We start from the raw sequence: 25,626 nt of genomic DNA, 5'->3' as shown, positions 1-25,626 counted from the left end.
GCTCCCTTGGAGGTGGCGGTGCAGGTGAGCTCATTGTTCGGCCCCAGAAAGCTCTTTCAACCGGCGTCGCGGCAGCCGTACAAGCCGCATAGCGATGGGTGTCCGAGTGGAGGTCTGCGAGGGCGAGTCGCTCACGTCGGCCCTGCGGAGGTTCCGCAAGTACGTCCGGTCGGCGAACGTGATGTACGAGTACCGCTGGCACGACGAGTTCACCAAGCGGTGCGAGGAGCGGCGGCGGCGCAAGGGCAACGCCAAGCGGCGGGCCCAAGGGTTGCGGTCGTGGCGGGAGTACCAGCGTGAGTGCGAGTCTGAGGCCAACTGGCCCGACCCGCCGCGTCCATCCTTGTAGGCCGGCTGGCCCCGCCCCGCAAATGCACGGCGCGGGGGTCGCAGAAGCCGAACCCGGCGCTGCACCTGACACCGCCCGCGGAGTTGTGACGCATCGCTCATCGGGTGATGGCGGTGCAGGTGAGCTTGTTGTTCGGCCAGCAAGAGGCGCAGGAGGTGCGAAGCTGATGGAGGTGCTGCCGCTAGAGGTGTACGCCACGGACTCGAACTACGCGGTGGTCAAGCCGCCCGGCCGCAACTTCCCCGGCGCGGTCATCCAGGGCGACAGCCTCCGCATCCTGTGCGGGCTTGCGGTGAGTGTCGCACGGCGGGTCCGGGATCACGCCCCCGAGGACGACGAGTTCCTGAGCGACCTGCAAGAGTTGGCGCAGTCACTCGTCGGTCGGCTGCTCCATTACCAACAGGTGTTGCAGGCCCACGGCGTCAGGTTGCCGTACACGCGGCCGGTCACCGACGCGGACCTCGTGCAACTGTTGCCCGAGGCCCCAGACGCCGAACCCGGCGCTGCACCTGACACCGCCCGCTGATTTGGAGCGCACCGCTCGTCCGATGATGGCGGTGCAGGTGAGCTTGATCGTTCGGCAGCGGAGGTTGCGCGTGTCCCAGAAAGCCGCGCTCACGATCCTGCATGTGGTGATGGGTGCGCTCATCACGCTCGGCGGGATGCAGGTAGCCGGGTCGATCGCGTCCGAGCAGCCGTTGGGTGCGCTGATGGTGCTGGCCGTGTCGGCCGTCATGCCACCACTGATCGCAACCCGCGTGGCATGGGCGAGTGGCTTCGCGGCCGGGCGTGTCGTCAGGAACACTCGAGGCGCCGAACCCGGCGCTGCACCTGACACCGCCATCTGATCTGCGTTGTGTTGCTCACTCGATCCTGGCAGTGCAGGTGAGCTTTATGTTCGGCCGCCGGAGGGCGCGGTTGCGAATGCCGACGTTCAGCCGGAGCTATGGCCCCGTATCCGCCGCAGTGGTGAACGCCGCCGAGAAGCGGCTCGGGGTCAGGCTGCCGGCCGACTACAAGCGGTTCCTCCGCACCATCAATGGCGGGTGCCCAGACCCGCAAGAGTTTGTCGTCCCGAATCGTGGCCCGGCGCTGGCGGCCATCTTTTACGGAGTGCGGAGCGAGCGTACCCACGCCGACCTAGAGTACGAGCAGGAGCAGGCGACGCTCTGGGACCCGCTGCCGCCGGGATTCCTTGCCATCGGGCACGACCCCGGCGGCAACACGTTCCTCCTGGCGACCTTCGCGCCAGACGCCGGGCGTGTGTTCTTTTGGGACCGCAACGGGCTGTGGGTCCGCGAGGACGGGCGCAACGCGTTCCCGGTGGCGGACACATTCACCGCGTTCATGGAGTCTCTGCACGAGTCGCCCCAAGACGCCGAACCCGGCGCTGCACCTGACACCGCCATCTGATTCGGGACGCGTCGCGGCTTGGGTGATGGCGGTGCAGGTGAGCTTGTTGTTCGGCACCCAGAGGGCGTGACGGTGCGTGTGCCGCTGATCCGGTTCGGGCAGGATAACCGCCCCCTCGCTTGGTGGGAGTGTTTCTTCTTCCCGATCGTGATGCCGGCAGTGTTCCTGTTGCTCGGCGCGGCGGCCCTGGCGTCGATCCCGTACTTCGCGGTGTTCCCGGACCACCACGCTCACGAGTACGATTTCGGCACCGAGCGACAGCAAGAGGTCATGCGGCGCTATCGGCAGTTCGCGTCACGAGTGCCGGTCTGGCGGCGGGTCGGTCGCGCGTTGGCGTTCCCGCTCCGTCAAGCTCGCAGGCGCCGAACCCGGCGCTGCACCTGACACCGCCTGCTGATTCGGGACGCATCGCTCATCCGATGATGGCGGTGCAGGTGAGCTTTATGTTCGGCAACCCTCGCGTGCTGGAGCGCCCGTGCGGCGGTGTGCGTGTGGTCCGCGTGGGTGAACCCCGCGCGTCGGGCTCCGCAGAGTGCCGGTGGGCGCGGGCGCGGCTCGTCGCCGCGAGGTGCGGTTGGGCGTGGCGGGCGGCGGGTGGGGACACGGCGGTTCGGGTCGGTGGCGCTCCGCCAACACCGGTCGGTGGTCGGCGCGGCTCGTCGCCGCGAGTGGGGGTGGTGGGTGGCCTCCGACGTGCGGCGACACGGTGCTCCGGGTCGGCGGTGCTCCGCGTGGCCGCATCGGTGGCGCGGGCATCCGCGGATGCGCGGCGCGGACGTGAGCGAGCCGAACCCGGCGCTGCACCTGACACCGCCCGCTGACTTGGAGCGCACCGCTCACTCGGCGATGGCGGTGCAGGTGAGCTTGTTATTCGGCGGCGGAGGCGCGGATGCGGTACTTGCAGCGTGCTCTCGACCTCGCTGAAGTCCGCGGCTACCTCCGTTACCCGGAGGTACTGGCCGCTCACGACAGGGTGCCGGACTGGTTCCGCGCCCTCGGCACCGATTCCGGGGTTGCGGAGTTCGAGGCCCGGCATGGGTTCCAGATTCCGGCGGCTGTGCGGGAGCTCTACGCCTCCCTGCCACTAGCTTGCTTCCTGGAGGCCACGATCGACGGCGAGGTGTTCCTGACCGATCTCGCCACCATGATCGAGGGCGACCCGCCGCCGGTCGTCCACTGGTCGGCGGGGCCGCACATGGTGTTCGCGTTCCACAGCCACAGCGGGATGGTGTTCGCCGCACACCTCGCGGCGGACGACCCGCTGACGCATTGCGGGTTCGACGGCGACCCGGAGCCAATCACGGATGAGGAGCGGCCGCCCGAGTCTTTCTCCGCTTGGGTGTTCGGGGCGGTGGACGGGCACGAGGCCCGACTCGACTATTGGCAGGGCGTGTACGAGAAGTGCCGGCGCGACCCAGCCGAGAACGCCCGGATCGGGGGTGTCGAGTGGGTCCGGTCGATGCCTGGGATGGCTCAGCGGCTTGGGTAGCCCGGACGCCGAACCCGGCGCTGCACCTGACACCGCCGTCTGACTTGGGACGCATCGCTCATCGGGACGGGCGGTGCAGGTGAGCTATTTGTTCGGCAACCCGAGGTCGCAGGAGCGCGCGTGCGGCGGCAGTAGGCGTGTGGCCCGCGGTGGTGAAACCCGTGTGTCGGGCTCCGCCTGGTGCCGGTCGGTGCTGGCGCGGCTCATCGCCGCGAGGTGCAGTGGTGGGTGGCCCTCGGTGGGCCGCGACACGGCGCATCGAGGCGGTGATGCTCCGCCCGCACGCACCGGTGCCGCGGGCTCCGCGGAGGCGCGGCGCTCGGCGTGCAACCCGGAAACGCCGAGGGCATCGAGCCGAACCCAGCGCTGCACCTGACACCGCCATCGGACTTGGGACGCACCGCTCATCCGGTGATGGCGGTGCAGGTGAGCTCATTGTTCGGCCCCGCGCCGAGACCCACGGGGGTGGGCGCGATGTCGATAGGGTAGCCAGCCCCCCATCCCAAGTGGCTGGCCCGACCCGCGCCCACCCCCGAGGCGCGAGCGGATCGGTGTAGCTCATCTGCCGGGCTGCATGAGCGGGGCCGAATGTGGAGCTCACCTTCACGGGCAGCCCATGTTCGGCGTGGTGGGGCGCGGGGCCGAACCCTCCGCTGCACCAGACTCGCGCATGCAGAACTCGGGGATCGCCCCCTCCAGGGCGCGCGAGCAGGTGAGCTCCACATGCGGCGGCGGAGGGCGCGGTGAGCTTCGACGTGTTTGTCCAAGACCTGCCGCTCGACACCCGCACGGTGGCGGAGATCCCGGACGACTTCGCCCCACAGCCCATCGGCCGGCGAGCGGACATCGTGGCCGGCATCCTCCGAGCGGTACCGGCGACCAACTTCGCCGACCCGACGTGGGGCGTGATCGACGGGCCGGGGTTCAGCATCGAGGTCAACATCGGCCCCGCGGAAGTACTGGACAGCTTCGCCTTCCACGTTCGCGGCGCCGAGGAGGCGCGGTTTGTCATCGCCGACATACTCCGCGAGTTGCGGCTGAGGGCACTCGCCCCTGGCACCGACAGCGGGTTCTTCGAGCCTTCGGAGTTGGGGGCGGCTTACACGGCGTGGCAGGCGTACCGGCGGCAGGTGGTTGGCGGCGCCCCAGACGCCGAACCCGGCGCTGCACCTGACACCGCCCGCTGATTTGGGACGCACTGCTCATCGTGTGATGGCGGTGCAGGTGAGCTTTATGTTCGGCACCAGAGGGACGCATCGGATGAGCCTCGTCGTTCGCCTGTGTGTGTGCAACGACGCTGACAGCGGGGCCGACCGGTTAGTGGAGGTCGTCCCAAGCGACTTCAGCGTCGCCCTTCGACCCGGCGAGGAGTGCGTCGTTACCGCTGTCGGGTTGGACGCGGTGCCGTCGCTGACGGTTGTCGAGTCGGCCTACGGCACGCATGTCATCTGCGAAGGCGGGGCCGCGGTCACCGTCGAGGGGCCTCGTCGATACCAGATGCGCGGTCTGGCAGAGGCGCCGCAAGAAGCCGAACCCGGCGCTGCACCTGACACCGCCATGTGATTCGGACCCCGCCGCTCATCCGATGATGGCGGTGCAGGTGAGCTTTATGTTCGGCCACAGAGGGCTTGCATGTGAACGAGCGACTGCGGCAACTCCTTGTCGCGGCGTGGCACGCCTGCCCTGAGGAGGAACGCCACCCGCCGGCCGCCGAGGGCGACCTGCGGGCGTTCGAGGTCGAGTTCGGGACGATCCCGCCAGCGTTCCGCGAGTACCTGACGGTGTGCGGCGGGCGCGTGGGCGGTGACGGCGAGTGGATCGACGGGCTGCCCGAGTTGGCCGATTCGCACCGCCAGTTCCGAGCGGACAACGAGTTCTGGCACATGCGAGGAGTGTTCATCATCGGTTGGGATGGCGGCGGCAACCCGTTCGGCATCGAGCTCTCGTCCGGGCGAGTGCTGGTCGAGGATCACGACTTTGGCGGCATCCACGAGATGGCCCCTTCGTTCCCCGCGTTCCTGGCCGCCGGGTTATCCCCAAACGCCGAACCCGGCGCTGCACCTGACACCGCCGGCTGATTGGGGGCGCACCGCTCATCCGGTGAGGGCGGTGCAGGTGAGCTTTATGTTCGGCGGCGGAAGCCTGCGGGAGTGAACCGGCAGATTTCGCTTCCTGAGGTCGTCCATGAGCGACGTTGATGCCGACCCACCCCCAACGATGGCGTGCGGAATCGTCGAGGGGTTCCATAGGGACGACCTCGTCGCCCACATCCTCCAAGTGCGCCCCGAGCAGCGCGGCGAGTGGCTACTGCCAGGCGAACCGCCGGCCGTGCGGCACCGCGTCAAGGTGCAGGTGTGGACAGAGGACGGGGGATGGGCCATCCTCACGGGGCGCGTCGTCGAAGTCGGCGACGGCTTCGTGGTCGCAACCGCCGAGCGCACGACCGAGAGCGACACGTTGCCCGGCGGCCCATACCGGCTCACGCTCCGTCACGACGCGAGCATGGAGTGCCCGTGGGTGCTGACCCACGCCGAGTTGTCCGGTTCCACTTGATGCTTACGGAGTCACAGTGCCCGAAGGCAAGCCGAACCCGGCGCTGCACCTGACACCGCCCGCTGATCTGGAACGCATCGCTTGTCCGATGATGGCGGTGCAGGTGAGCTTTATGTTCGGCCACAGAGGGCTTGCATGTGAACGAGCGACTGCGGCAACTCCTTGTCGCGGCGTGGCACGCCTGCCCTGAGGAGGAACGCCACCCGCCGGCCGCCGAGGGCGACCTGCGGGCGTTCGAGGTCGAGTTCGGGACGATCCCGCCAGCGTTCCGCGAGTACCTGACGGTGTGCGGCGGGCGCGTGGGCGGTGACGGCGAGTGGATCGACGGGCTGCCCGAGTTGGCCGATTCGCACCGCCAGTTCCGAGCGGACAACGAGTTCTGGCACATGCGAGGAGTGTTCATCATCGGTTGGGATGGCGGCGGCAACCCGTTCGGCATCGAGCTCTCGTCCGGGCGAGTGCTGGTCGAGGATCACGACTTTGGCGGCATCCACGAGATGGCCCCTTCGTTCCCCGCGTTCCTGGCCGCCGGGTTATCCCCAAACGCCGAACCCGGCGCTGCACCTGACACCGCCGGCTGATTGGGGGCGCACCGCTCATCCGGTGATGGCGGTGCAGGTGAGCTTTATGTTCGGCGGCAGAAGGAGACGGAGGCGCGAAGGTGGCGATAGACGGCAACCTCTTATCTCTCCTGCACGAGTTAGATCGCTCATCCGCGGATGCAGTGATCCGCTTCTACGACGGCGAGGCGTATGGGGTGCGGGTCATCTCGACGGCTCACGCGGATGCCGGCGGCGATGTCATTGCCGAGATCCTGACTGTCGCGGCGGGTTCCATCCCGGTTGGGGCGTTCATGAACTTCGCGCTCACGGATGTGGCCGAGGTCAGGGTGGGTGGGACCTGTGCATTCGCTGCTCCGAGCGGCTGAGTTATTATGGCCGGGGACTCACACCGGCGTGCCGGTCCCGCTCCGCGGATGCGCGGCGGTGGGCGCGGTCGCTGCGGATGCGCCATGCGGGCGCGGGCTACGCAGATGCGCGACGGTGAGCGAAGAAGCCGAACCCGGCGCTGCACCGGACCGCGGTCAAATACGTACTTTCCCGACCGTGTCGCGTGGTCCCGCGGCCGGTGAGCTTTATGTTCGGCAACCCAGAGGGCGCAAGAATGCGATCCCGCGTCGCGGTCCTGGCGGTTGCCACCACCCTCTCGGTCGTGGCCGTCGTGGCGGTTCGTCAGCGCTCCGCCGCCCCACCTGAAGCCATCGCGGCAACAGAGCGCGTGGCCGCTGCGGTTGTCGCGTCCGATCGCACCGCGCTGGCCGTCGAGCCGCTGCTCCGCGGGGACGCGGGAACAGTCGATTGGCTCCTCCGACATCAGCCGGCTCTGGTCGGTGGGTACCGTGTGTCGGTCGTCCGGAATGGGGCCAGTGGTTATCACCTGCTTTCCGAGGAACTGGTGTACCACCTGGGCGTAATTGACACGCCAACGGGTACGATGCTGCTGGGCTTCCGCTCAACCGCGGACGGCGCGCTGGTGTTCGTGACGGCTTCGTTTTCGGACTTCCCAGCAGCTCGATAGAAGCCGAACCCGGCGCTGCACCTGACACCGCCATCGGGTTTGGGACGCACCGCTCATCCGGTGATGGCGGTGCAGGTGAGCTGTTCGTTCGGCCACCGGAAGGGCGCTGCGATGATTCCGTGCGTCCAATGCAATGGCCCGCTCGTTAGCGCCGTCCAGCACGGCAGCTTCCTGCTGCGGTGCCCGGCGTGCGGGGCCAACTACAACTGCACCTCGTGGTGCGCCGTCGGGCCGACCATCAACCATCGGGTCGCCGTGTTCCGCGAGGGCGAGGAGGCCACCGGGCCGGTGTTGGTCGGCATCGGGGCCGAGGTGTGGCAGCGGGTGCGGGAGCTTGCGTCCGACGGCAGTTTCCTCCACCTGCGAGCGGCAGAGGCCGAACCCGGCGCTGCACCTGACACCGCCATCTGATTTGGACGCACCGCTCATCCGGTGATGGCGGTGCAGGTGAGCTTTATGTTCGGCAACCCCGAGGGCATGAGGGCGCGTGCGGCGGCGCTGAGCGTGTGGTCCGCGGTGGTGAGTCTCGCGTGTCGGGCTTCGCGTGGTGCCGGTCGGTGCTGGCGCGGCTCGTCGCCGCGAGGTGCGGTTGGGCGTGGCCGGCGGTGTGTGGGGACACGGCGGTTCGGGTCGGTGGCGCTCCGCGTGGTGCCCGTGGGTAGGGGCGCGGCTCGTCGCCGCGTGTAGCGGTGGGCGTGGCCCTCGATGGGCCGGGACACGGCGCATCGAGTCGGTAGCACTCCGCCCGGTCGCACCGGTGCCGCGGGCATCCGCAGATGCGCGGCGCTCGGCGTGTCGCCCGGAACCGCGGACGGCAGCGAGCCGAACCCGGCGCTGCACCTGACACCGCCCGCTGTATTGTGACGCACCGCTCATCGTGTGATGGCGGTGCAGGTGAGCTGTTCGTTCGGCTACCATCGCGTGCATGAGGGCGCGTGCGGCAGAGCTGGGCGTGTGGTCCGCGGGGCGTCCGGCGGTGGTGTGGCGCTCCGCGTGGCGCCCGTGGGTGTGTGGCGCGGCTCGCCGCCGCGCGGTGCGGTTGGGCGTGGCCGTCGGCGGGTGGGGACACGGCGGTCCGGGTCGGTGGTGCTCCGCGGGGCGCGCGTCAGGGCGGGCGCGGCTCGTCGCCGCGAGGTGCGGTGGTGGCCGGCCTCCGATGGGCCGCGCACGGCGCGTCGGGTCGGTGCTGCTCCGCTCGGCCGCACCGGTGGCCCGGGCTCCGCGGATGCGCGGCGCTGGACGTGTCGCTCGGAACCGCGGAGGCGAGCGAGCCGAACCCGGCGCTGCACCTGACACCGCCATCTGCCGCCGTTGTGGTGCTCACTGTATCCTGGCGGTGCAGGTGAGCTGTATGTTCGGCTACCATCGCGTGCATGAGGGCGCGTGCGGCAGAGCTGGGCGTGTGGTCCGCGGGGCGTCCGGCGGTGGTGTGGCGCTCCGCGTGGCGCCCGTGGGTGTGTGGCGCGGCTCGCCGCCGCGCGGTGCGGTTGGGCGTGGCCGTCGGCGGGTGGGGACACGGCGGTCCGGGTCGGTGGTGCTCCGCGGGGCGCGCGTCAGGGCGGGCGCGGCTCGTCGCCGCGAGGTGCGGTGGTGGCCGGCCTCCGATGGGCCGCGCACGGCGCGTCGGGTCGGTGCTGCTCCGCTCGGCCGCACCGGTGGCCCGGGCTCCGCGGATGCGCGGCGCTGGACGTGTCGCTCGGAACCGCGGAGGCGAGCGAGCCGAACCCGGCGCTGCACCTGACACCGCCATCTGCCGCCGTTGTGGTGCTCACTGTATCCTGGCGGTGCAGGTGAGCTGTATGTTCGGCAACCCGAGGGCTTTTCGGCGGTGACAGCCTCAGACTGGTGGGCGTGTCTCGATCCCGATGCGATGGTACGGGCGATGCCTGCCGACCGCTACCAGCGCGAACTGCGGCTATTTGCGGCGGGGTGTGTCCGCCGCGCCTGGCACTTGCTCCCGCCAGGCTGCCGAGCCGCTGTCGACGCGTCTGAGCGGTTCGCGGCGGGGCGTATCGGCGTGTCGGAGTTGGCGTCCGCAGTTGCCGTCGCGGGCGGCGAGGCCCAGGAAGCGTTCCCCGGTCACTCGGCCCCGGACGCTCGCGGGTATGCGGCATCGGCCGCCGTCGATGCGTCGTCGGTCTGGCCCCGCTCGGCATCCAACGTGCTGGCCGCCACATCCTGCGCGGCATCGGCCGTCGGATGTGCCGCGGGCGAGGCCAATGCGGAGCGGTACGACGAGGCGTTCGAGGCAGCACGGGTTGCGGAGTTGGCGGCACAGGCGGCGCTACTTCGCGAGCTGGTCAGCCATCCGCCCGAGTAAAGGCACGCCGAACCCGGCGCTGCACCTGACACCGCCATCTGATTCGGGACGCATCGCTCATCGGGTGATGGCGGTGCAGGTGAGCTTTATGTTCGGCGGAAGAAGCCCGGCATTGGAGTTCCGTGGAGTCTCGGTGATGGCGGAGCGGGAACTCTCCCCGGGTCAATGTTGGGCGCTGCGCGCCGGGGTGCTGCTGATGTGGCTGATAGGGTTGGCCGGTGGGGTGCATGTGTGGCTCTCCCCGGAGCACGAACCGTGGCAGCGTGTGGCGGCCCCGGCCGCGATCCTGGTCACAGGAGCCTGGGTAGTGAGGCACGCTTGGCTGCGCGCCCCGGGGCCGGGGGCAGCGCGGATGGGCTGGGCCGAGGCGGCGTTCGAGTGGGGTTTGGTCGGATTCGCAGCCCTTTTAGCACTCGGCTGCTGGCTTCCGCTGGCTTGGCGGTAAGTCCCACGCGCTGCACCGGGCCGCTTTTGAGTGTGTGGCTTCCTTACCGTGTCGCTCACCCCACGGTAGGTGAGTTAGGTCGTTCGGCGGTGCCGCTCCGCCGTTCTGCGTGGGTGGTGCGGGCCATCGCGCCGAGCTGGTCGCGCCGCTCCGCCGGTGGGTCGCGGCGTCCGCGGTCCCGGCGCGAGGGCCGAACCCGGCGCTGCACCTGACACCGCCCGCTGATTCGGGGCGCACCGCTCATCCGGTGATGGCGGTGCAGGTGAGCTTTATGTTCGGCAACCCTCGCGTGCAGGAGCGCGGGTGCGGCGGCGCTGACGGTGTGGTCCGCGTGGGTGTACCTCGCGCGTCGTGCTCCGCGTGATACCGATCGTGGCTGGCGCGGCTCATCGCCGCGAGGTGCGGTTGGGCGTGGCCTCCGATGCGTTGGGACACGGCGGTTCAGGTCGGTGGTGCTCCGCGTGGTGCCCGCCGGTGGTCGGCGCGGCTCATCGCCGCGAGGTGCGGTGGTGGGTGGCCCTCGGTGGGCCGGGACACGGCGCGCGGGGTCGGTGGTGCTCCGCCCGCCCGCACCGGTGGGCGGGCTTCCGCGGATGCGCGGCGCGGACGTGCGCGAGCCGAACCCGGCGCTGCACCTGACACCGCCCGCTATACTGCGACGCATCGCTCATCGTGTGATGGCGGTGCAGGTGAGCTGTTCGTTCGGCCGCCGCCGTGAGGTGGTTGCAAGCGCCGCGGATCGGCGGGCGGTCGTAAGGTTGTCGCCACCTCCACCCTGGTGAAGGCGACCGGCGAGGGCCCGCCGATCCGAGCGGCCTGAGGTCGCATGGTGATCTCCCGCCGTGCGATGTCCCCGGTGGGCTGAGCTCATCCGGCGGGTGCCGAACCAGGAGCTGAGCTGCAAGGCTCACTCATCCTCTGGCGGAAGGAGGCGGCCGTCGGCCGAACCCCCCGCTGGAGCTGACAAGCCGTCGCGGGAGCAAGGGGAGACCGCCCTGAGAGGGGCGGCTTGCAGCTCAGCTCCTGGTTCGGCACCCGCCGTGAGGTGGTTGCAAGCGCCGCGGATCGGCGGGCGGTCGTAAGGTTGTCGCCACCTCCCCCCTGGTGAAGGCGACCGGCGAGGGCCCGCCGATCCGAGCGGCCTGAGGTCGCATGGTGTTCTCCCGCCGTGCGATGTCCCCGGTGGGCTGAGCGGATCCGGCGGCGGCCGAACCAGGAGCTGAGCTGCAAGGCTCACTCACCCTCTGGCGGAAGGAGGCGGCCGTCGGCCGACCCCCCCGCTGGAGCTGACAAGCCGTCGCGGGAGCAAGGGGAGACCGCCCTGAGAGGGGCGGCTTGCAGCTCAGCTCCTGGTTCGGCAACCGGAGGGCGCACCGATGGGCGGAGGTCTCTACCCACCCGACGACTTCGAGGCCGCCATCCGGGTGTACGGCCCGGAGGAGGGTGGGCGGCGGACGCGGGCGTTCAACGGCATCCGGTGGGACTTCGCCTATGCCGACGACGGGCCAACCCCACCGAGCCTGTACATGATCTGGCCGGACTTCTTCGCCGCTGACGGACAGAGCCTGGCGACCGATCATGGACTGCCGGTAGGCGTGGAGTTGTCCGCCCGCATGACGGTCGTGATGGATGAGATGCGGGCCGAGGTGCATCGCGGCCGGATTGCCCCCGGCGCCCGGTTCTACTGCCACGAGGGCGGGCGGCGGGTCGCCGAGGGCGTCGTCACCCGCATCACTGGGCTGCACGCGGTTCGCGGGTAGCAAGGCAGGCCGAACCCGGCGCTGCACCTGACACCGCCCGCTGATTCGGGGCGCACCGCTCATCGTGTGATGGCGGTGCAGGTGAGCTTGATTGTTCGGCCACCCTCGCGTGCATCAGGGCGCGCGGGCGGCGGTGGGCGTGTGGTCCGCGGTGGTGAACCCCGGGTGTCGGGCTCCGCGTGTGGCCTGCTGGTGGTTGGCGCGGCTCGCCGCCGCGAGGTGCGGGTGGTCGTGGCCCGGTGTGGGTGGGGACACGGTGGTGCGGGTCGGTGGTGCTCCGCGTGGTGCCCGTGGTTGGCGGGCGCGGCTCACCGCCGCGGGTGTCGGTGGTGGGCGGCCACCGGTGTGCCGCGGCACGGTGGTGCGGGTCGGTGGTGGCTCCGCGGATGCGCGGCGCGGGCGCGGGCTCCGCGGAACCGCGACGGTGGGCGCAGAAGCCGAACCCGGCGCTGCACCTGACACCGCCGGCTGATTCGGGAGGCATCGCTCATCGGGACGGGCGGTGCAGGTGAGCTGTTTGTTCGGCAACCCAACGGTGCATGATCGCGCGTGCGGCGGCGGTGGGCGTGTGGTCCGCGAAGGTGACGCCCGCGCGTCGGGCTCCGCGTGGTGCCCGTGGGTGGCGGGCGCGGCTCACCGCCGCGAGGTGCGGTGGGCGCGGCCGGGAGCGGGTGCGGACACGGCGGTTCAGGTCGGTGGTGCTTCGCGTGGTGCCGATCGGGTCTGGCGCGGCTCACCGCCGCGAGGTGGCGGTTGGGTGTGGCCGGCGGTGCATCGGGACACGGCGGGTGGGGTCGGTGGTGCTCCGCGTGGTGCCCGTGGGTGTCTGGCGCGGCTCATCGCCGCGAGGTGCGGTGTTGGGCGGCCACCGGTGGGCCGCGACACGGTGGTGCGGGTCGGTGGTGGCTCCGCGGATGCGCGGTACGAGCGCGGGCTCCGCGGAACCGCAACGGCCCGCGCAGAAGCCGAACCCGGCGCTGCACCTGACACCGCCATCCGCCGCCGTTGTAGTGCTCACTGTATCTTGGCGGTGCAGGTGAGCTTTCTGTTCGGCAACTAGAGGCGCGGGGATGACGTTGTCGCCAGAACAGCGAAAGCGGGTCGCGTGGCTGAAGGACGGGCACTTGGACGACGAGGACGAGGGCACCTTCGACGCCCGGTGGTGGCGGCAGTTCGCGGCCCTCGCATCGCCCGAAGAACTGTTCCTTCACGCCTCCGAGTGCCACCCGGCCCAGGGCGTTGCCGAGTGGCGGCGGTTGCTCGACCATCGGCTGTGCGACCAGGGCACGGCGCTGCTCATCTTCTGGCGGAACTCGCCGGTGCACGAGTACGGGAGCGAGCCGGCCGGCGGGTGGGACCGCGAGCGGCACGAGTTGGTCCGCGAGATCGCCGGGCGGTGCGCGGCCGGGGCATACCCGTCTGCTTTGGTGCGGTTCGATCCGGCCGCGTTCAAGGGGTTCAGCTTCCTGGCGGGGTACACGCCGGAGGAGTTGGAGCGGGTGCCGGCCCACATGCGGGTGCCCAGCCCCGGCCAGCCGGTGGCCCCGCTCACCGCCCCCGACTTCGAATGGGGCGAGGGACTTGGGGCGCAGTAAAGGCAGGCCGAACCCGGCGCTGCACCTGACACCGCCATCTGATTCGTAGCGCATTGCGGCCTGCATCATGGCGGTGCAGGTGAGCTTCATTGTTCGGCAACCAGAGGGCGAGCTGATGGGGTGGCGGCGGCGACTGCTCGGACAGCGCCCCGACGCCGGCGAGCCGCCCCGGCCGCCGGCCCCGCACGAAAGGTTCGGCGTGGTCGCCGGCTTGGCAGACGGGGCGGTGTTCGGGGCCGGGTTCAGCCCCGGCTTCACATCGGACCTGACGTGCTGGCGGCTGTGGTTCTACCTCGACGGCCGCGTCCGGCAGGAACTGCGGGTCAGCACCCCCGATAACAACTACGTCGGCGAGCCCTCGTCCGAGTCTCGCACTGTCGGCCCGGAGGTGCCCGCCGGGCTGGTCGCCGCGGCCGGCGTTGCCGGTCTGGCCGGGCTGGATGGCTGGTACGGGGCCGATTGCACCGACCTATGCACGGTGTCGGTGGCGGCCCTCCTGCCGGGCGGCGTGCGTGCGGTCGAGGTATACGGGCCGTTCGACATGGCCGGCCGGGGGCACGCCGGAGCGGGTGTGGTACTCGGCCTGTGGCTGTCGGCAGTTCGGTTCGCCCCGCGCCGGCCGGAGTGGCTGGCGGTCGCAGACGCCGAACCGGGCGCTGCACCTGACACCGCCCGCTGATTGAGAACGCACCGCTCATCCGGTGATGGCGGTGCAGGTGAGCTATTTGTTCGGCCACGGAAAGCGGAGTCATGCGATAGCAGAAATCGAGTTGTTGCGAGCGCGCCTCGCTGAACTGCGGAGGCGTGACCCCGGTTACAAGGTGTTCGGGTCCAGGGCGCATCGCTACCAGAGCGCCCCAGTTGGACAGGCGGAGTTGGACCGCGCCGAAGCCACGCTCGGTGTACCGCTCCCGACCGAGTATCGGCGGCTCATGCTGGAACTCGGGCACGGGGCCGGCCCCTACTACGGGCTGTGGAGTCCTGGCGAGTCACTGGACGAGTTCCTCGGGCGAGCTCAAGAGTACGAGGCCGAGGAGGGTCGGCCGGTGCGTCCGGCCGGCCCCTTCCCGCTCGCCGCGGCTGACCTGCGCGACGCTGAGGTCAGCCCAGCCGCCCGTGATTGGCCGTGCGACGGCTGCATGCCGATCTGCCACCAAGGCTGCACGTTCTGGTCGGTACTGGTGCTGACGGGCGAGTTCGCCGGGCGTATATGGGACGTTGCGTGCTTCGTCGGGTTCTCGGGAGAGTGGCTGCCGGCGCGCCGACCGCCGGGTTGGTGGGAGTTCGGGATGCCACACCCGCGTCAGTTGCCCCCACTGCCCAGTCCACCGACGTTGACCGAGTGGTTCGCCGGTTGGGCCGAGCGGTGTCTCACAGACCTTCCCGAGCAGGCCGAACCCGGCGCTGCACCTGACACCGCCCGCTGATTCGGGGCGCACCGCTCATCCGATGGTGGCGGTGCAGGTGAGCTTGATTGTTCGGCAACAAAGGCGCGGCGCATGACCGAGGCGGACTGGCACCGGAGCAACGACGCGGGTGCCATGCTCGACTACCTGTGGGAGTGGCGGGGCGTGTCTCCCGACGGGATCGGCCTCCGCTTCGGCGGCGACGTGCAGGAGTCGGACGCTGCGGGCGGCGCGGACGACAGGTTCGGTCTATCGCTCCATCGGTTCTACTTGGCGTCCTGCCGCGGCATCTGGCCGCTGCTGCCGCAGGAGGCCAGCCGCCGGGGCGTCGAACTGGCCGAGCAGTTCCTCGCCGGTGAGGCCACCGCCGAGCAGGTGAGTGAGTACAACTGGCACACGGAGGGCGCGGCCTTCGTCCTCGACTACAACACCGCCCCCGAGGACATCGCCCGCTGGGTGGCTGAGGTCCAGGCGCTGCCCCCGGCCGAGCTGCGAGGCCTGCTTCACCCGCCCGAGACGGCCGACGAGGTCGAGCCGCGGGAGTTGCTCAAGCGGGCCGCGTACTTCGCGGACTACGTGATGGTCTACCCGAGCCTTCGCCCGCAGGGACCGCCACCGGACAGCTACCGCCCGTTCCTGTCGGCCCAGGTGCTTCGACGGCACGTCAGGTATCCCGGGGCAGCCGGCAAGTAAAGACACGCCGAACCCGGCGCTGCACCTGACACCGCCATCGGCATTGTGACGCACTGCTCATCCGGTGATGGCGGTGCAGGTGAGCTTCATTGTTCGGCCCCGCGCCGAGACCCACGGGGGTGGGCGCGATGTCGATAGGGTAGCCAGCCCCCCATCCCAAGTGGCTGGCCCGACCCGCGCCCACCCCCGAGGCGCGAGCGGATCGGTGTAGCTCATCTGCCGGGCTGCATGAGCGGGGCCGAATGTGGAGCTCACCTTCACGGGCAGCCCATGTTCGGCGTGGTGGGGCGCGGGGCCGAACCCTCCGCTGCACCAGACTCGCGCATGCAGAACTCGGGGATCGCCCCCTCCAGGGCGCGCGAGCAGGTGAGCTCCACATGCGGCGACAGAACGCAGGAGTCGCGGCGGTGATCGTGTATGTCTTCAACCGCCGCGAGCTGAAGTCGCCTCTCGTAGTGGCCGCCGGGCTGGTCGCGTTCGCGGTCTGGCGGTCGGAGTGGGTGGCCCTCGTGGGGTTGCCGCTGGTCTACGTCGGGTGGTGCGGTTGCGCCCCGAACATGAACTTGGCTAACGGGTGCCTGCCGGCCCTGGCCACGGGCACGGCCCTCGCCTTCGGGGCCACGGTTGGCTCGGCCGGCGTACTCGTCGCCGCGGGAGCGTGTGGGGTGACGTGGGTGGTGGCGTCCGCGGAGTCTGCGTGGCGGTGCTGGCCCGTGGAGTGGTAGCGCCGAACCAAGCAGCGTGTTGCCCGACCGCGATCCGTAGCCGCGCCGAACCCGGCGCTGCACCTGACACCGCCCGCTGATTCGGGGCGCACCGCTCATCGTGTGATGGCGGTGCAGGTGAGCTGTTCGTTCGGCCACCGGAGGGCTTCCGAGTGGAGGAGCGTTGCGACGAGTGCGGAAGCCGTCGCCTGGAGGTCGTTAACATCCGCGAGGTGCGGCCGCCGGCCCGAGCGGGCGACCCCCAGGAGGTCGCGGCGCCGGTGATGGTCCGCAAGGTCGAGGTGCGGTGCCGGCGGTGCGGGTGGTCCGACTTTATCCTCCGACGCGTCGCCGCGGATTCGCAGCGAGCCGAACCCGGCGCTGCACCTGACACCGCCATCTGATTCGGGACGCACCGCTCACTGTATCATGGCGGTGCAGGTGAGCTTTATGTTCGGCAACCATCGCGTGCAGGAGCGCGCGTGCGGCGGTAGTGGGCGTGTGGTCCGCGTGGGTGAACCCCGGGTGTCGGGCTCCGCGTGTGGCCTGCTGGTGGTTGGCGCGGCTCGCCGCCGCGAGGTGCGGTTGGGCGTGGCCGGCGGCGCGTGGGGACACGGTGGTTCGGGTCGGTGGTGCTCCGCGTGGCGCCCGCTGGTGGTTGGCGCGGCTCGTCGCCGCCAGGTGCGGTTGGTGCCGGCCTCCGGTGGGCCGGGACACGGCGGGTGGGTCGGTGGTGCTCCGCTCGGCCGCGACGGTGGGCGGGCTTCCGCGGAGCCGCGATGCTGAGCGTGCCACCTCGGAACCGCGGACGTGAGCGAGCCGAACCCGGCGCTGCACCTGACACCGCCCGCTATTCTGGGACGCACCGCTCATCCGGTGAGGGCGGTGCAGGTGAGCTTTATGTTCGGCCGCCGCCGTGAGGTGGTTGCAAGCGCCGCGGATCGGCGGGCGGTCGTAAGGTTGTCGCCACCTCCCCCCTGGTGAAGGCGACCGGCGAGGGCCCGCCGATCCGAGCGGCCTGAGGTCGCATGGTGTTCTCCCGCCGTGCGATGTCCCCGGTGGGCTGAGCGGATCCGGCGGCGGCCGAACCAGGAGCTGAGCTGCAAGGCTCACTCACCCTCTGGCGGAAGGAGGCGGCCGTCGGCCGAACCCCCCGCTGGAGCTGACAAGCCGTCGCGGGAGCAAGGGGAGACCGCCCTGAGAGGGGCGGCTTGCAGCTCAGCTCCTGGTTCGGCCACCCTCGCGTTCTGGATCGCGCGTGCGGCGGTGTGCGTGTGGTCCGCGTGGGTGAACCCTACGTGTCGGGCTCCGCGTGGTGCCCGAGTGCGACGGGCGCGGCTCGTCGCCGCGAGCTTGCGGTGAGCGTGGCTGGTGGTATCGTGGGACACGGTGGTTCGGGTCGGTGGTGCTCCGCGTGGTGCCCGTGGGTGGTGGGCGCGGCTCATCGCCGCGAGGTGCGGTGGTGGGTGGCCCTCGGTGTGCCGGGACACGGCGCGGGGAGCCGGTGGTGCTCCGCCGGGTCGCACCGGTGGCCCGGGCTCCGCGGAGCCGCATCGCTCGGCGCGTGACCCGGACCCGCGGACGTGAGCGAGCCGAACCCGGCGCTGCACCTGACACCGCCCGCTGCTCTGTAACGCATTGCGGCTTGCATCATGGCGGTGCAGGTGAGCTTTATGTTCGGCACACAGAGAGGGCACAGCGAGTGGGAATGCCCGAAGACGTCCGCGGGGTGTTCACGAACGACTACGACGAGTATGTCTTCGGCGCTCCATGCTCAGAAGCGGACCTTGCACGGGCCGAAGCCACACTCGGCGAACCGTTACCCCAGCAGTTGCGCGAGCTGTACTTGGCGTTCAACGGTTTCACTGGATGCAGCGGGGCGTCGTTCTTCTGGCCGCTGTTCGGTGAGCTCAGCTTGGTGGAAGCGAATCGGCTTTACCGTAGTGACGATGTGTTCCCGCGAGCAGGCCATTCACGGTCCCAACGCAAGTATTTGCGAGGCAATTACTTGCGAATCTAGTGCTTGCTTGATATTAGTGAACAATTGCTCAATATCCAGCGTGGCTCTCGATCAGAAACCCTCAGTTTCCCGGGGAATCTTCACTGCGACCCCTCTGGACATATGACCACGACCGTGAATGGCCTGGTTCCCGCGAGCAATCACTTCAACCTGCTTGTTTTTCGGGGACAACGCTTGTAGGCAACTGTGGGCATTCAAGAGGGACATGCCAGGCCGCGTCATTCAGTGGAACCTCTCGTGGCCGGATGAGGTCCAAGATGTCGGCGACAGCCCGCTTGCGGCGTGGGCCGCCGAGAAGCGCATCTACGACGAGTTAGAGGCTGAGAACGCAGAGCCGCAGGCCGAACCCGGCGCTGCACCTGACACCGCCGGCTGACGTGAGACGCGCTGCTCATCCGGTGATGGCGGTGCAGGTGAGCTGTTCGTTCGGCTACCATCGCGTGCATGGATGCGCGCGGCGGTAGGCGTGTGGTCCGCGTGGGTGAACCCCGCGCGTCGGGCTTCGCGTGGTGCCCGAGTGCGACGGGCGCGGCTCGTCGCCGCGAGTGGAGGTTGGGCGTGGCCGGCGGTGCCGTGGGGACACGGCGGTTCGGGTCGGTGGCGCTCCGCGTGGTGCCGGTGGTAGCAGGCGCGGCTCATCACCGCGTGTGGCGGTGTTGGGCGGCCACCGGTGTGCCGCGACACGGTGCGCGGGGTCGGTGGTGGCTCCGCGGATGCGCAACGCGGGCGCGGGCTCCGCGGAACCGCGATGGTGGGCGCAGAAGCCGAACCCGGCGCTGCACCTGACACCGCCCGCTATACTGCGACGCACCGCTGACGGTATGATGGCGGTGCAGGTGAGCTTATTGTTCGGCACCGGAGGGATTCGGGGTGGCGGACGGCTGCATGGTGTTCTTCCGGGCCGGCGCGTGCGACCTCGACGCGGCTGCGAAGGCGTTCGCCGGGTACGGGCTGACTGTCACCCGGCGCGGCGACGAACTCACCGCCGGGCGGCCGGCCATCCCTGGTTTCCCCAACCGCTGGTTCCGCGTCCGCCTGGCCGCCGGCCCGCACGTCGCGGCCGAGGCGACCGAGATCGGCGAGGGCACCCCGCACGAGGCCGCCATGCGGGAGTGCGCCGCCCGGTTCGAGATCAGCATCGACGACCTGGACGCGGCGCTGGACGAGATCAACACGCTCATGGAGGTTCAGGGCGCGCTGCAGGACGCATCGCAAGGATTCCTGTTCCTGCCTTGGAACGGCAGCCTGTCCAAGCCGTGGCGCGAGTAGTCGCTGGGCAGCAAAGGCACGCCGAACCCGGCGCTGCACCTGACACCGCCAGCGAGTTTGGGACGCACCGCTCATCCGATGATGGCGGTGCAGGTGAGCTTACTGTTCGGCCACCCGGGCGTTCTGGAGCGCGCGGGCGGCGGTGGGCGTGTGGTCCGCGGGGCATCAGACGGTGGTGGCTCCGCGTGGTGCCGGTCGGTGGTTGGCGCGGCTCGTCGCCGCGAAGTGCGGGTGGGCGTGGCCGGGGGCGCGTGGGGACACGGCGGTTCGAGTCGGTGGTGCTCCGCGTGGTGCCCGTGGGTGCCGGGCGCGGCTCATCGCCGCGCGTGGCGGTGGTGGGTGGCCTCCGGTGGGCCGCGACACGGTGCGTCGAGTCGGTGGTGCTCCGCACGCCCGCACCGGTGGCACGGGCTCCGCGGATGCGCGACGCTCGGCCCGTGGCCCGGAACCGCGGTGGTGAGCGAGCCGAACCCGGCGCTGCACCTGACACCGCCCGCTGATTTATGACGCATCGCTGCTCGGGATGTGGCGGTGCAGGTGAGCTGTTCGTTCGGCCGCCGCCGTGAGGTGGTTGCAAGCGCCGCGGATCGGCGGGCGGTCGTAAGGTTGTCGCCACCTCCCCCCTGGTGAAGGCGACCGGCGAGGGCCCGCCGATCCGAGCGGCCTGAGGTCGCATGGTGATCTCCCGCCGTGCGATGTCCCCGGTGGGCTGAGCTCATCCGGCGGCGGCCGAACCAGGAGCTGAGCTGCAACGCTCACTCATCCTCTGGCGGAAGGAGGCGGCCGTCGGCCGACCCCCCCGCTGGAGCTGACAAGCCGTCGCGGGAGCAAGGGGAGACCGCCCTGAGAGGGGCGGCTTGCAGCTCAGCTCCTGGTTCGGCAACCGGAGGGCGCACCGATGGGCGGAGGTCTCTACCCACCCGACGACTTCGAGGCCGCCATCCGGGTGTACGGCCCGGAGGAGGGTGGGCGGCGGACGCGGGCGTTCAACGGCATCCGGTGGGACTTCGCCTATGCCGACGACGGGCCAACCCCACCGAGCCTGTACATGATCTGGCCGGACTTCTTCGCCGCTGACGGACAGAGCCTGGCGACCGATCATGGACTGCCGGTAGGCGTGGAGTTGTCCGCCCGCATGACGGTCGTGATGGATGAGATGCGGGCCGAGGTGCATCGCGGCCGGATTGCCCCCGGCGCCCGGTTCTACTGCCACGAGGGCGGGCGGCGGGTCGCCGAGGGCGTCGTCACCCGCATCACTGGGCTGCACGCGGTTCGCGGGTAGCAAGGCAGGCCGAACCCGGCGCTGCACCTGACACCGCCCGCTGATTCGGGGCGCACCGCTCATCGTGTGATGGCGGTGCAGGTGAGCTTGATTGTTCGGCCACCCTCGCGTGCATCAGGGCGCGCGGGCGGCGGTGGGCGTGTGGTCCGCGGTGGTGAACCCCGGGTGTCGGGCTTCGCGTGGTGCCGGTTGGGGCTGGCGCGGCTCGTCGCCGCGAGGTGCGGTGGGCGTGGCCTCCGGTGTGCCGGGACACGGCGTTTCGGTTCGGTGGTGCTCCGCGTGGTGCCCGTGTGTGGTTGGCGCGGCTCGTCGCCGCGTGTGGCGGTGGGCGTGGCCTCCGGTGTGCCGGGACACGGCGGGTCGGGTCGGTGGTGGCTCCGCTCGGCCGCGTCGGTGGGCGGGCTCCGCGGATGCGCGGCGCGGGGCGCAGAAGCCGAACCCGGCGCTGCACCTGACACCGCCATCTGATCTGGGACGCATCGCTCATCCGATGGTGGCGGTGCAGGTGAGCTGTTTGTTCGGCCACCCGAGGGCGCTCGACCGATGGAGCCGCAGCCGTCGCGTTCGGTCGCTGAGGCACTGGCCGACGTCTGGTCGTGGCACCGCACGCCGCGTTTCCTCGACTACGTGGCCGACTCATTCGGGGTCCGCGTCGCCGACCTCGCCGCGTTCGACGCGCTGTACATCTACCAAGTCGCGGACGGCGACCTGGAGCGCGGGCAGTTCGACCACGGCAGCACCTTCCAGTGGTGGGAGGTGACGGACGCCGGGGTACGGGAGTGCGGCCGGCCCGGCCGGTTGCTCGGCTGGCGAGACGCCCCCGAGAAGGTGCGGGGGTCGTTCTACCGCTGGCCGTACGTCAGCTTCCTGCACTGCGGGGAGCGGGTCGGGTTCGGCGAGTGCTTCGGGCCGGCCCTGCTTAACCGCAAGGCCGGGCAACTCGCCGCCGGGCCAGGCGGCATCGAGCTTGCCGGCGTGCAGGTGGTCTGGCGGGGGTAGCCCAGACGCCGAACCCGGCGCTGCACCTGACACCGCCATGTAGTTTGGATCGCATCGCTCATCCGGTGATGGCGGTGCAGGTGAGCTGTTCGTTCGGCCGCGGAGTGGCGCGATTGACGGGGCATCGTACATCGTCGAGTGGGACGACACCGAAACCCGACTGCCCGATACGGCCGCCGTCGGAGAGGTGTTGACGCGAGCGGCGGCGGCCGAGGCGTGCGATCTGTGGGTACTCCTCGACCGCGGCACACGTCATCGGACTTGGCTGGGTCGGCTGCTCAGTCTGCCAGCCCGCGACATCGAGCCGTGCTTCTGGCTCGGTAAGGCGGGCGGGGTAGCGGTCCTGATGTTCCTTGATGGGGCGTGGAGCGAGTACCGGGCCACCGACCCGGATGGCCCCGCGCCGGCGACCGAGGCCCAGCGGATGGCGCTGTCGTGCGAGGAGCCGACGCCGGCCCCGCCGGAGTCGTGCCTGCGGGCGGAGCGTGCCTTCGCGGCGGCCGCCGAGTACTTGGTGCGGGGCGAGCGGCCGAGGTGGTTGGTGTACCAGTATGTGCGATAGCCCACAAAGGCACGCCGAACCCGGCGCTGCACCTGACACCGCCCGCTAGACTGCGACGCTCCGCTCATCCGATGATGGCGGTGCAGGTGAGCTTATTGTTCGGCACCCGGAGGGCATCGGGGTGCGGAAGCGTGGCGAGTGGAGCGACGCCGAGGTGGTGGCCGACCTCACCCGCGAGTTGCCGCTCGCCCGGTACTGCCTGATCGGCGGCCGGCTCCACACTTGGGCGCGGCTCAAGCAGCCGGACGGAGACGTGTGGCTCCCGCTGTGGCTGCTCATCGAGGACAACGCGCTTGCCGAGGCCGCCCCGGGGGCGATGTGCCGTGCCGGGGTGCGGGTGTTCCGGTCAGCCGAGGAGGCGGTCGCGTGGGGGCGGGCTCACCTGGGCGCGGTCGCAGAGGCCGAACCCGGCGCTGCACCTGACACCGCCATCGGATCTGCGTTGTGGTGCTCACTCGATCCTGGCGGTGCAGGTGAGCTATTTGTTCGGCCACCCGAGGGCGCTCGACCGATGGAGCCGCAGCCGTCGCGTTCGGTCGCTGAGGCACTGGCCGACGTCTGGTCGTGGCACCGCACGCCGCGTTTCCTCGACTACGTGGCCGACTCATTCGGGGTCCGCGTCGCCGACCTCGCCGCGTTCGACGCGCTGTACATCTACCAAGTCGCGGACGGCGACCTGGAGCGCGGGCAGTTCGACCACGGCAGCACCTTCCAGTGGTGGGAGGTGACGGACGCCGGGGTGCGGGAGTGCGGCCGGCCCGGCCGGTTGCTCGGCTGGCGAGACGCCCCCGAGAAGGTGCGGGGGTCGTTCTACCGCTGGCCGTACGTCAGCTTCCTGCACTGCGGGGAGCGGGTCGGGTTCGGCGAGTGCTTCGGGCCGGCCCTGCTCAACCGCAAGGCCGGGCAACTCGCCGCCGGGCCAGGCGGCATCGAGCTTGCCGGCGTGCAGGTGGTCTGGCGGGGGTAGCCCAGACGCCGAACCCGGCGCTGCACCTGACACCGCCGGCTGATGCGGGACGCACCGCTCATCCGATGATGGCGGTGCAGGTGAGCTTCATTGTTCGGCAACCAGAGGGCGTATGAGCGACGAGGCTGCATTCCTGGCAGCGATTCGAGCTGCCCCGACGGACGACCTGCCGCGATTGGTCTACGCCGACTGGCTGGACGAACACGACCGGGCCGGAGGCGGCTTCCTCCGCGCCGAGTGCGAATTCGCCGCGCTTGCCCCCTCCGATCCGTGCCGGGAGGCGATGCAGGGTCGCCTGCGGGAGGCCAGTCTCGGTGTTGATCCTGACTGGCTCGCGTCGATCAGTCGTGCCCCGGTCGAGGGCTGTGGGGTCGAGTTCCGGTTCCGCTGTCCGAAGCAGTGGGAGCAACTCCAGCCAACGGCCGAGGAGGGCGTCCGCTTCTGCGGCCAGTGCCGGCAGAAGGTGTTCTTCTGCTCAAGCATCGAGATCGCTCAGACGCATGCGTCCCTCGGGGAGTGCGTGGCTGTCGATCCGCGGCTCGCTCGCAAACCGCGAGATCTGGAGTCGTCGGTCTGGGAGTCAGGCAGGTTTGTCATGGGCATGCCGCTCGCCGACGACGAGGAGCCAGACCCGAAGAGTGAGGAGCCACCGCTTCCGCCAAGTCGGCGGAGAGGATAAGGCATGCCGAACCCGGCGCTGCACCTGACACCGCCATCTGACTTGGGACTTACCGCTCATCCGGTGATGGCGGTGCAGGTGAGCTCTTTGTTCGGCAACCCGAGGTCTCGCGGCGTGGAAGTTGGAGCACTGTCGATCAACGAGGCGCAAGCAACCCTCGCCGCGGCCAATCGCGGCTTGGAAACGCTCAGCGCGGAGGGCCTTGCCCGTGCGGATGCGGCGGCGTGGCTGCTGTTACGGCATCACCTGTCGCGCATCGCCAGCGGGCTAGTGGACCCGTGGGCGGGGTTGGAGGTGATCGAGGCCGAGGTGCGATGGCCCTACCTCGTGCAGCTCCAGATGCGGTCGTATCCGTGGCGGTATGCGTGTGAGTCCCACGACTACCACCACCTGTACGGGCTCTACGTCGACTACGGCGACCTAACGGGCCGCCCTCACGAAGTGACGTGGGACGGGTTGTACGGCGAGGCGGCGGTGGCAGCTTGGGGCCGGTCGGTTGTCGCGGAGGCGCGGGGTTGGCTCCAAAGGCATGCCGAACCGGTCGCTGCACCTGACACCGCCGGCTGATTTGTGACACACCGCTTATCCGGTGATGGCGGTGCAGGTGAGCTGTATGTTCGGCACCCAGAGGGCGCATGAGCGCCCGTGCGGCGCGTGGGCGTGTGGTCCGCGGTGGTAAAGCCCGTATGTCGGGCTCCGCGTGGTGCCGGTGGTTGCGGGCGCGGCTCGTCGCCGCGAGGTGCGGTTGGTCGCGGCCGGGTGCGGGTGGGACACGGTAGCGCGGGTCGGCGGTGGTGGCTCCGCGATGCGCGGTACGAGCGCGGGCTCCGCGGAATCGCAACTGCCCGCGCAGAAGCCGAACCCGGCGCTGCACCTGACACCGCCCGCTAGTTTGTGACGCATTGCTGACTGTATGATGGCGGTGCAGGTGAGCTTTATGTTCGGCGGTAGTTGGCGACCACGGGAGGGCCAGATGCGGCGATGGACTGGGGAGGCGAAGCTCGCCACGGTCGCCACGGCGGCCGTCCTGCTGCTTCTGAACGTCTGGTCGTGGGCCCCGTCGATCGGCGGCCGGTGGCCGGATCAACCGCCGGGGGCGGAGATCGTCGAGTTGTTCGGGTTCCCGGCAATCTGGCGAGCCGACCGGTGGGAGTCGGACGACGTCAGACTTATCCCGTCCGCCTTGGAGACCGCCCCGTTCCGCCTGCCGACCGATCGGATGGCCCGCACCGGCCGGATCACCCGCCAGGCCGCCCTGGCGTACAACCTAACGTTCGCCGCCGCGGGCGCTGTCGGGGTCGGGCTGGCTGTGGATGCCCACACGTCGGGCCGGTGGACCCGCCGCCGGGTGGGCATGGTGGCCGCCCTCGCGGCGGCCGGTGTCGGGATGGTCGCGGCCGCCCCGCTGGTGCGGATCGAGCGGCTGACGTGGTGAGGCGCGGCATGCCGAACCCGGCGCTGCACCTGACACCGCCGCGCGGCTTATGACGCACCGCGGCCCGGGACCTCGCGGTGCAGGTGAGCTACTTGTTCGGCAACCAGA

33 protein-coding genes are annotated in these 25,626 nt (G+C 70.3%); all 33 read left to right on the top strand.

What is annotated here, in order from left to right:
* The first annotated feature begins 94 nt into the window (after positions 1-94).
* Positions 95-349, top strand: coding sequence for a 30S ribosomal protein S21 (gene rpsU / locus GobsT_RS21615; protein WP_010036141.1), 255 nt, complete (start codon positions 95-97; stop codon positions 347-349).
* Between the two features lie 166 nt (positions 350-515).
* Positions 516-875, top strand: coding sequence for a DUF6959 family protein (locus GobsT_RS21610; RefSeq protein ID WP_010045700.1), 360 nt, complete (start codon positions 516-518; stop codon positions 873-875).
* Positions 876-945: 70 nt separating this feature from the next.
* Entirely contained in the window at positions 946-1,197 is a 252-nt protein-coding gene (locus tag GobsT_RS21605; RefSeq protein WP_010036135.1) for a hypothetical protein, read from the top strand.
* A 76-nt stretch (positions 1,198-1,273) separates the two neighbouring features.
* Positions 1,274-1,762, top strand: a complete 489-nt coding sequence (locus GobsT_RS21600; protein ID WP_071529331.1) for an SMI1/KNR4 family protein — start codon at positions 1,274-1,276, stop codon at positions 1,760-1,762.
* A gap of 72 nt (positions 1,763-1,834) precedes the next feature.
* Positions 1,835-2,146, top strand: coding sequence for a hypothetical protein (locus GobsT_RS21595; RefSeq protein WP_010045692.1), 312 nt, complete (start codon positions 1,835-1,837; stop codon positions 2,144-2,146).
* Between the two features lie 505 nt (positions 2,147-2,651).
* On the top strand, positions 2,652-3,251 hold the full coding sequence (locus GobsT_RS21585) for an SMI1/KNR4 family protein (protein ID WP_010045689.1): 600 nt from the start codon (positions 2,652-2,654) through the stop codon (positions 3,249-3,251).
* Between the two features lie 743 nt (positions 3,252-3,994).
* Positions 3,995-4,438 carry a hypothetical protein gene (locus GobsT_RS21575; RefSeq protein WP_010047344.1) on the top strand — a complete coding sequence of 148 codons (444 nt, stop codon included), beginning with the start codon at positions 3,995-3,997 and terminating at the stop codon, positions 4,436-4,438.
* Positions 4,439-4,511: 73 nt separating this feature from the next.
* The gene (locus GobsT_RS21570; RefSeq protein ID WP_010036162.1) at positions 4,512-4,814 is read left to right on the top strand and encodes a hypothetical protein; all 303 of its coding nucleotides are present in this window, start codon (positions 4,512-4,514) and stop codon (positions 4,812-4,814) included.
* Between the two features lie 71 nt (positions 4,815-4,885).
* Positions 4,886-5,329: an SMI1/KNR4 family protein gene (locus tag GobsT_RS21565; RefSeq protein WP_010036179.1), complete on the top strand. Its 444-nt coding sequence runs from the start codon at positions 4,886-4,888 to the stop codon at positions 5,327-5,329.
* 106 nt (positions 5,330-5,435) lie between these two features.
* Positions 5,436-5,804 carry a hypothetical protein gene (locus GobsT_RS21560; protein WP_010043916.1) on the top strand — a complete coding sequence of 123 codons (369 nt, stop codon included), beginning with the start codon at positions 5,436-5,438 and terminating at the stop codon, positions 5,802-5,804.
* 137 nt (positions 5,805-5,941) lie between these two features.
* A complete protein-coding gene (locus tag GobsT_RS21555; protein WP_010036179.1) occupies positions 5,942-6,385 on the top strand; it encodes an SMI1/KNR4 family protein in 444 nt (147 codons plus the stop codon).
* An 80-nt stretch (positions 6,386-6,465) separates the two neighbouring features.
* The gene (locus tag GobsT_RS38000; RefSeq protein WP_010043908.1) at positions 6,466-6,732 is read left to right on the top strand and encodes a hypothetical protein; all 267 of its coding nucleotides are present in this window, start codon (positions 6,466-6,468) and stop codon (positions 6,730-6,732) included.
* 236 nt (positions 6,733-6,968) lie between these two features.
* On the top strand, positions 6,969-7,382 hold the full coding sequence (locus GobsT_RS21545) for a hypothetical protein (protein ID WP_010047339.1): 414 nt from the start codon (positions 6,969-6,971) through the stop codon (positions 7,380-7,382).
* Positions 7,383-7,493: 111 nt separating this feature from the next.
* Positions 7,494-7,793 (top strand): hypothetical protein, encoded by a 300-nt coding sequence (locus tag GobsT_RS21540; RefSeq protein ID WP_148087832.1) that lies wholly within the window; start codon positions 7,494-7,496, stop codon positions 7,791-7,793.
* A gap of 1,417 nt (positions 7,794-9,210) precedes the next feature.
* Positions 9,211-9,702: a hypothetical protein gene (locus GobsT_RS21530; protein WP_109570928.1), complete on the top strand. Its 492-nt coding sequence runs from the start codon at positions 9,211-9,213 to the stop codon at positions 9,700-9,702.
* 1,821 nt (positions 9,703-11,523) lie between these two features.
* Positions 11,524-11,907: an elongation factor Tu gene (locus tag GobsT_RS21505; protein ID WP_010043221.1), complete on the top strand. Its 384-nt coding sequence runs from the start codon at positions 11,524-11,526 to the stop codon at positions 11,905-11,907.
* A gap of 1,070 nt (positions 11,908-12,977) precedes the next feature.
* Positions 12,978-13,502, top strand: coding sequence for a hypothetical protein (locus tag GobsT_RS21490; protein ID WP_010047329.1), 525 nt, complete (start codon positions 12,978-12,980; stop codon positions 13,500-13,502).
* 79 nt (positions 13,503-13,581) lie between these two features.
* On the top strand, positions 13,582-14,181 hold the full coding sequence (locus GobsT_RS21485) for a hypothetical protein (protein WP_148087830.1): 600 nt from the start codon (positions 13,582-13,584) through the stop codon (positions 14,179-14,181).
* A 25-nt stretch (positions 14,182-14,206) separates the two neighbouring features.
* Positions 14,207-14,929 (top strand): SMI1/KNR4 family protein, encoded by a 723-nt coding sequence (locus GobsT_RS21480; protein WP_010047325.1) that lies wholly within the window; start codon positions 14,207-14,209, stop codon positions 14,927-14,929.
* A 72-nt stretch (positions 14,930-15,001) separates the two neighbouring features.
* On the top strand, positions 15,002-15,601 hold the full coding sequence (locus tag GobsT_RS21475; protein WP_010047323.1) for a hypothetical protein: 600 nt from the start codon (positions 15,002-15,004) through the stop codon (positions 15,599-15,601).
* A 377-nt stretch (positions 15,602-15,978) separates the two neighbouring features.
* On the top strand, positions 15,979-16,326 hold the full coding sequence (locus tag GobsT_RS21470) for a hypothetical protein (RefSeq protein WP_029601390.1): 348 nt from the start codon (positions 15,979-15,981) through the stop codon (positions 16,324-16,326).
* Between the two features lie 152 nt (positions 16,327-16,478).
* Entirely contained in the window at positions 16,479-16,709 is a 231-nt protein-coding gene (locus GobsT_RS21465) for a hypothetical protein (protein WP_148087828.1), read from the top strand.
* A 1,304-nt stretch (positions 16,710-18,013) separates the two neighbouring features.
* Positions 18,014-18,325: an SMI1/KNR4 family protein gene (locus GobsT_RS21455; RefSeq protein ID WP_010043226.1), complete on the top strand. Its 312-nt coding sequence runs from the start codon at positions 18,014-18,016 to the stop codon at positions 18,323-18,325.
* 205 nt (positions 18,326-18,530) lie between these two features.
* Positions 18,531-18,701, top strand: a complete 171-nt coding sequence (locus tag GobsT_RS37995) for a hypothetical protein (protein WP_157506824.1) — start codon at positions 18,531-18,533, stop codon at positions 18,699-18,701.
* Between the two features lie 494 nt (positions 18,702-19,195).
* The gene (locus GobsT_RS21445; RefSeq protein WP_010043223.1) at positions 19,196-19,594 is read left to right on the top strand and encodes a hypothetical protein; all 399 of its coding nucleotides are present in this window, start codon (positions 19,196-19,198) and stop codon (positions 19,592-19,594) included.
* Positions 19,595-20,492: 898 nt separating this feature from the next.
* The gene (locus GobsT_RS21435; RefSeq protein WP_010043221.1) at positions 20,493-20,876 is read left to right on the top strand and encodes an elongation factor Tu; all 384 of its coding nucleotides are present in this window, start codon (positions 20,493-20,495) and stop codon (positions 20,874-20,876) included.
* Between the two features lie 543 nt (positions 20,877-21,419).
* On the top strand, positions 21,420-21,875 hold the full coding sequence (locus GobsT_RS21425; protein ID WP_010043205.1) for a hypothetical protein: 456 nt from the start codon (positions 21,420-21,422) through the stop codon (positions 21,873-21,875).
* Positions 21,876-22,062: 187 nt separating this feature from the next.
* Positions 22,063-22,437, top strand: coding sequence for an Imm1 family immunity protein (locus GobsT_RS21420; protein ID WP_010043219.1), 375 nt, complete (start codon positions 22,063-22,065; stop codon positions 22,435-22,437).
* A 121-nt stretch (positions 22,438-22,558) separates the two neighbouring features.
* The gene (locus GobsT_RS39835; RefSeq protein WP_010043217.1) at positions 22,559-23,404 is read left to right on the top strand and encodes a hypothetical protein; all 846 of its coding nucleotides are present in this window, start codon (positions 22,559-22,561) and stop codon (positions 23,402-23,404) included.
* 112 nt (positions 23,405-23,516) lie between these two features.
* The gene (locus GobsT_RS21400; RefSeq protein ID WP_010043215.1) at positions 23,517-24,083 is read left to right on the top strand and encodes a TIGR02996 domain-containing protein; all 567 of its coding nucleotides are present in this window, start codon (positions 23,517-23,519) and stop codon (positions 24,081-24,083) included.
* Positions 24,084-24,197: 114 nt separating this feature from the next.
* Positions 24,198-24,650, top strand: a complete 453-nt coding sequence (locus GobsT_RS21395) for a hypothetical protein (RefSeq protein ID WP_157506821.1) — start codon at positions 24,198-24,200, stop codon at positions 24,648-24,650.
* A 133-nt stretch (positions 24,651-24,783) separates the two neighbouring features.
* Entirely contained in the window at positions 24,784-24,981 is a 198-nt protein-coding gene (locus GobsT_RS21390; protein ID WP_081471750.1) for a hypothetical protein, read from the top strand.
* Positions 24,982-25,056: 75 nt separating this feature from the next.
* Positions 25,057-25,518 (top strand): hypothetical protein, encoded by a 462-nt coding sequence (locus tag GobsT_RS21385; protein WP_010043210.1) that lies wholly within the window; start codon positions 25,057-25,059, stop codon positions 25,516-25,518.
* Positions 25,519-25,626 lie beyond the last annotated feature (108 nt).

The sequence above is a fragment of the Gemmata obscuriglobus genome (genome assembly GCF_008065095.1).
Lineage (GTDB): Bacteria > Planctomycetota > Planctomycetia > Gemmatales > Gemmataceae > Gemmata > Gemmata obscuriglobus.
Note: the sequence above shows the minus strand (reverse complement) of the source record. Positions and strands in the feature narration are given on the sequence as shown.

Excerpts from the sequence above, each read along its gene's own strand:
- rpsU (WP_010036141.1), top strand. The coding sequence starts at position 95 with ATGGGTGTCCGAGTGGAGGTCTGCGAGGGCGAGTCGCTCACGTCGGCC.
- GobsT_RS21610 (WP_010045700.1), top strand. The coding sequence starts at position 516 with ATGGAGGTGCTGCCGCTAGAGGTGTACGCCACGGACTCGAACTACGCG.
- GobsT_RS21600 (WP_071529331.1), top strand. The coding sequence starts at position 1,274 with ATGCCGACGTTCAGCCGGAGCTATGGCCCCGTATCCGCCGCAGTGGTG.
- GobsT_RS21585 (WP_010045689.1), top strand. The coding sequence starts at position 2,652 with ATGCGGTACTTGCAGCGTGCTCTCGACCTCGCTGAAGTCCGCGGCTAC.
- GobsT_RS21570 (WP_010036162.1), top strand. The coding sequence starts at position 4,512 with ATGAGCCTCGTCGTTCGCCTGTGTGTGTGCAACGACGCTGACAGCGGG.
- GobsT_RS21560 (WP_010043916.1), top strand. The coding sequence starts at position 5,436 with ATGAGCGACGTTGATGCCGACCCACCCCCAACGATGGCGTGCGGAATC.
- GobsT_RS21545 (WP_010047339.1), top strand. The coding sequence starts at position 6,969 with ATGCGATCCCGCGTCGCGGTCCTGGCGGTTGCCACCACCCTCTCGGTC.
- GobsT_RS21540 (WP_148087832.1), top strand. The coding sequence starts at position 7,494 with ATGATTCCGTGCGTCCAATGCAATGGCCCGCTCGTTAGCGCCGTCCAG.
- GobsT_RS21505 (WP_010043221.1), top strand. The coding sequence starts at position 11,524 with ATGGGCGGAGGTCTCTACCCACCCGACGACTTCGAGGCCGCCATCCGG.
- GobsT_RS21490 (WP_010047329.1), top strand. The coding sequence starts at position 12,978 with ATGACGTTGTCGCCAGAACAGCGAAAGCGGGTCGCGTGGCTGAAGGAC.
- GobsT_RS21480 (WP_010047325.1), top strand. The coding sequence starts at position 14,207 with ATGGCGGTGCAGGTGAGCTATTTGTTCGGCCACGGAAAGCGGAGTCAT.
- GobsT_RS21475 (WP_010047323.1), top strand. The coding sequence starts at position 15,002 with ATGACCGAGGCGGACTGGCACCGGAGCAACGACGCGGGTGCCATGCTC.
- GobsT_RS21470 (WP_029601390.1), top strand. The coding sequence starts at position 15,979 with ATGCGGCGACAGAACGCAGGAGTCGCGGCGGTGATCGTGTATGTCTTC.
- GobsT_RS21455 (WP_010043226.1), top strand. The coding sequence starts at position 18,014 with ATGCCCGAAGACGTCCGCGGGGTGTTCACGAACGACTACGACGAGTAT.
- GobsT_RS37995 (WP_157506824.1), top strand. The coding sequence starts at position 18,531 with ATGCCAGGCCGCGTCATTCAGTGGAACCTCTCGTGGCCGGATGAGGTC.
- GobsT_RS21435 (WP_010043221.1), top strand. The coding sequence starts at position 20,493 with ATGGGCGGAGGTCTCTACCCACCCGACGACTTCGAGGCCGCCATCCGG.
- GobsT_RS21425 (WP_010043205.1), top strand. The coding sequence starts at position 21,420 with ATGGAGCCGCAGCCGTCGCGTTCGGTCGCTGAGGCACTGGCCGACGTC.
- GobsT_RS21400 (WP_010043215.1), top strand. The coding sequence starts at position 23,517 with ATGAGCGACGAGGCTGCATTCCTGGCAGCGATTCGAGCTGCCCCGACG.
- GobsT_RS21385 (WP_010043210.1), top strand. The coding sequence starts at position 25,057 with ATGCGGCGATGGACTGGGGAGGCGAAGCTCGCCACGGTCGCCACGGCG.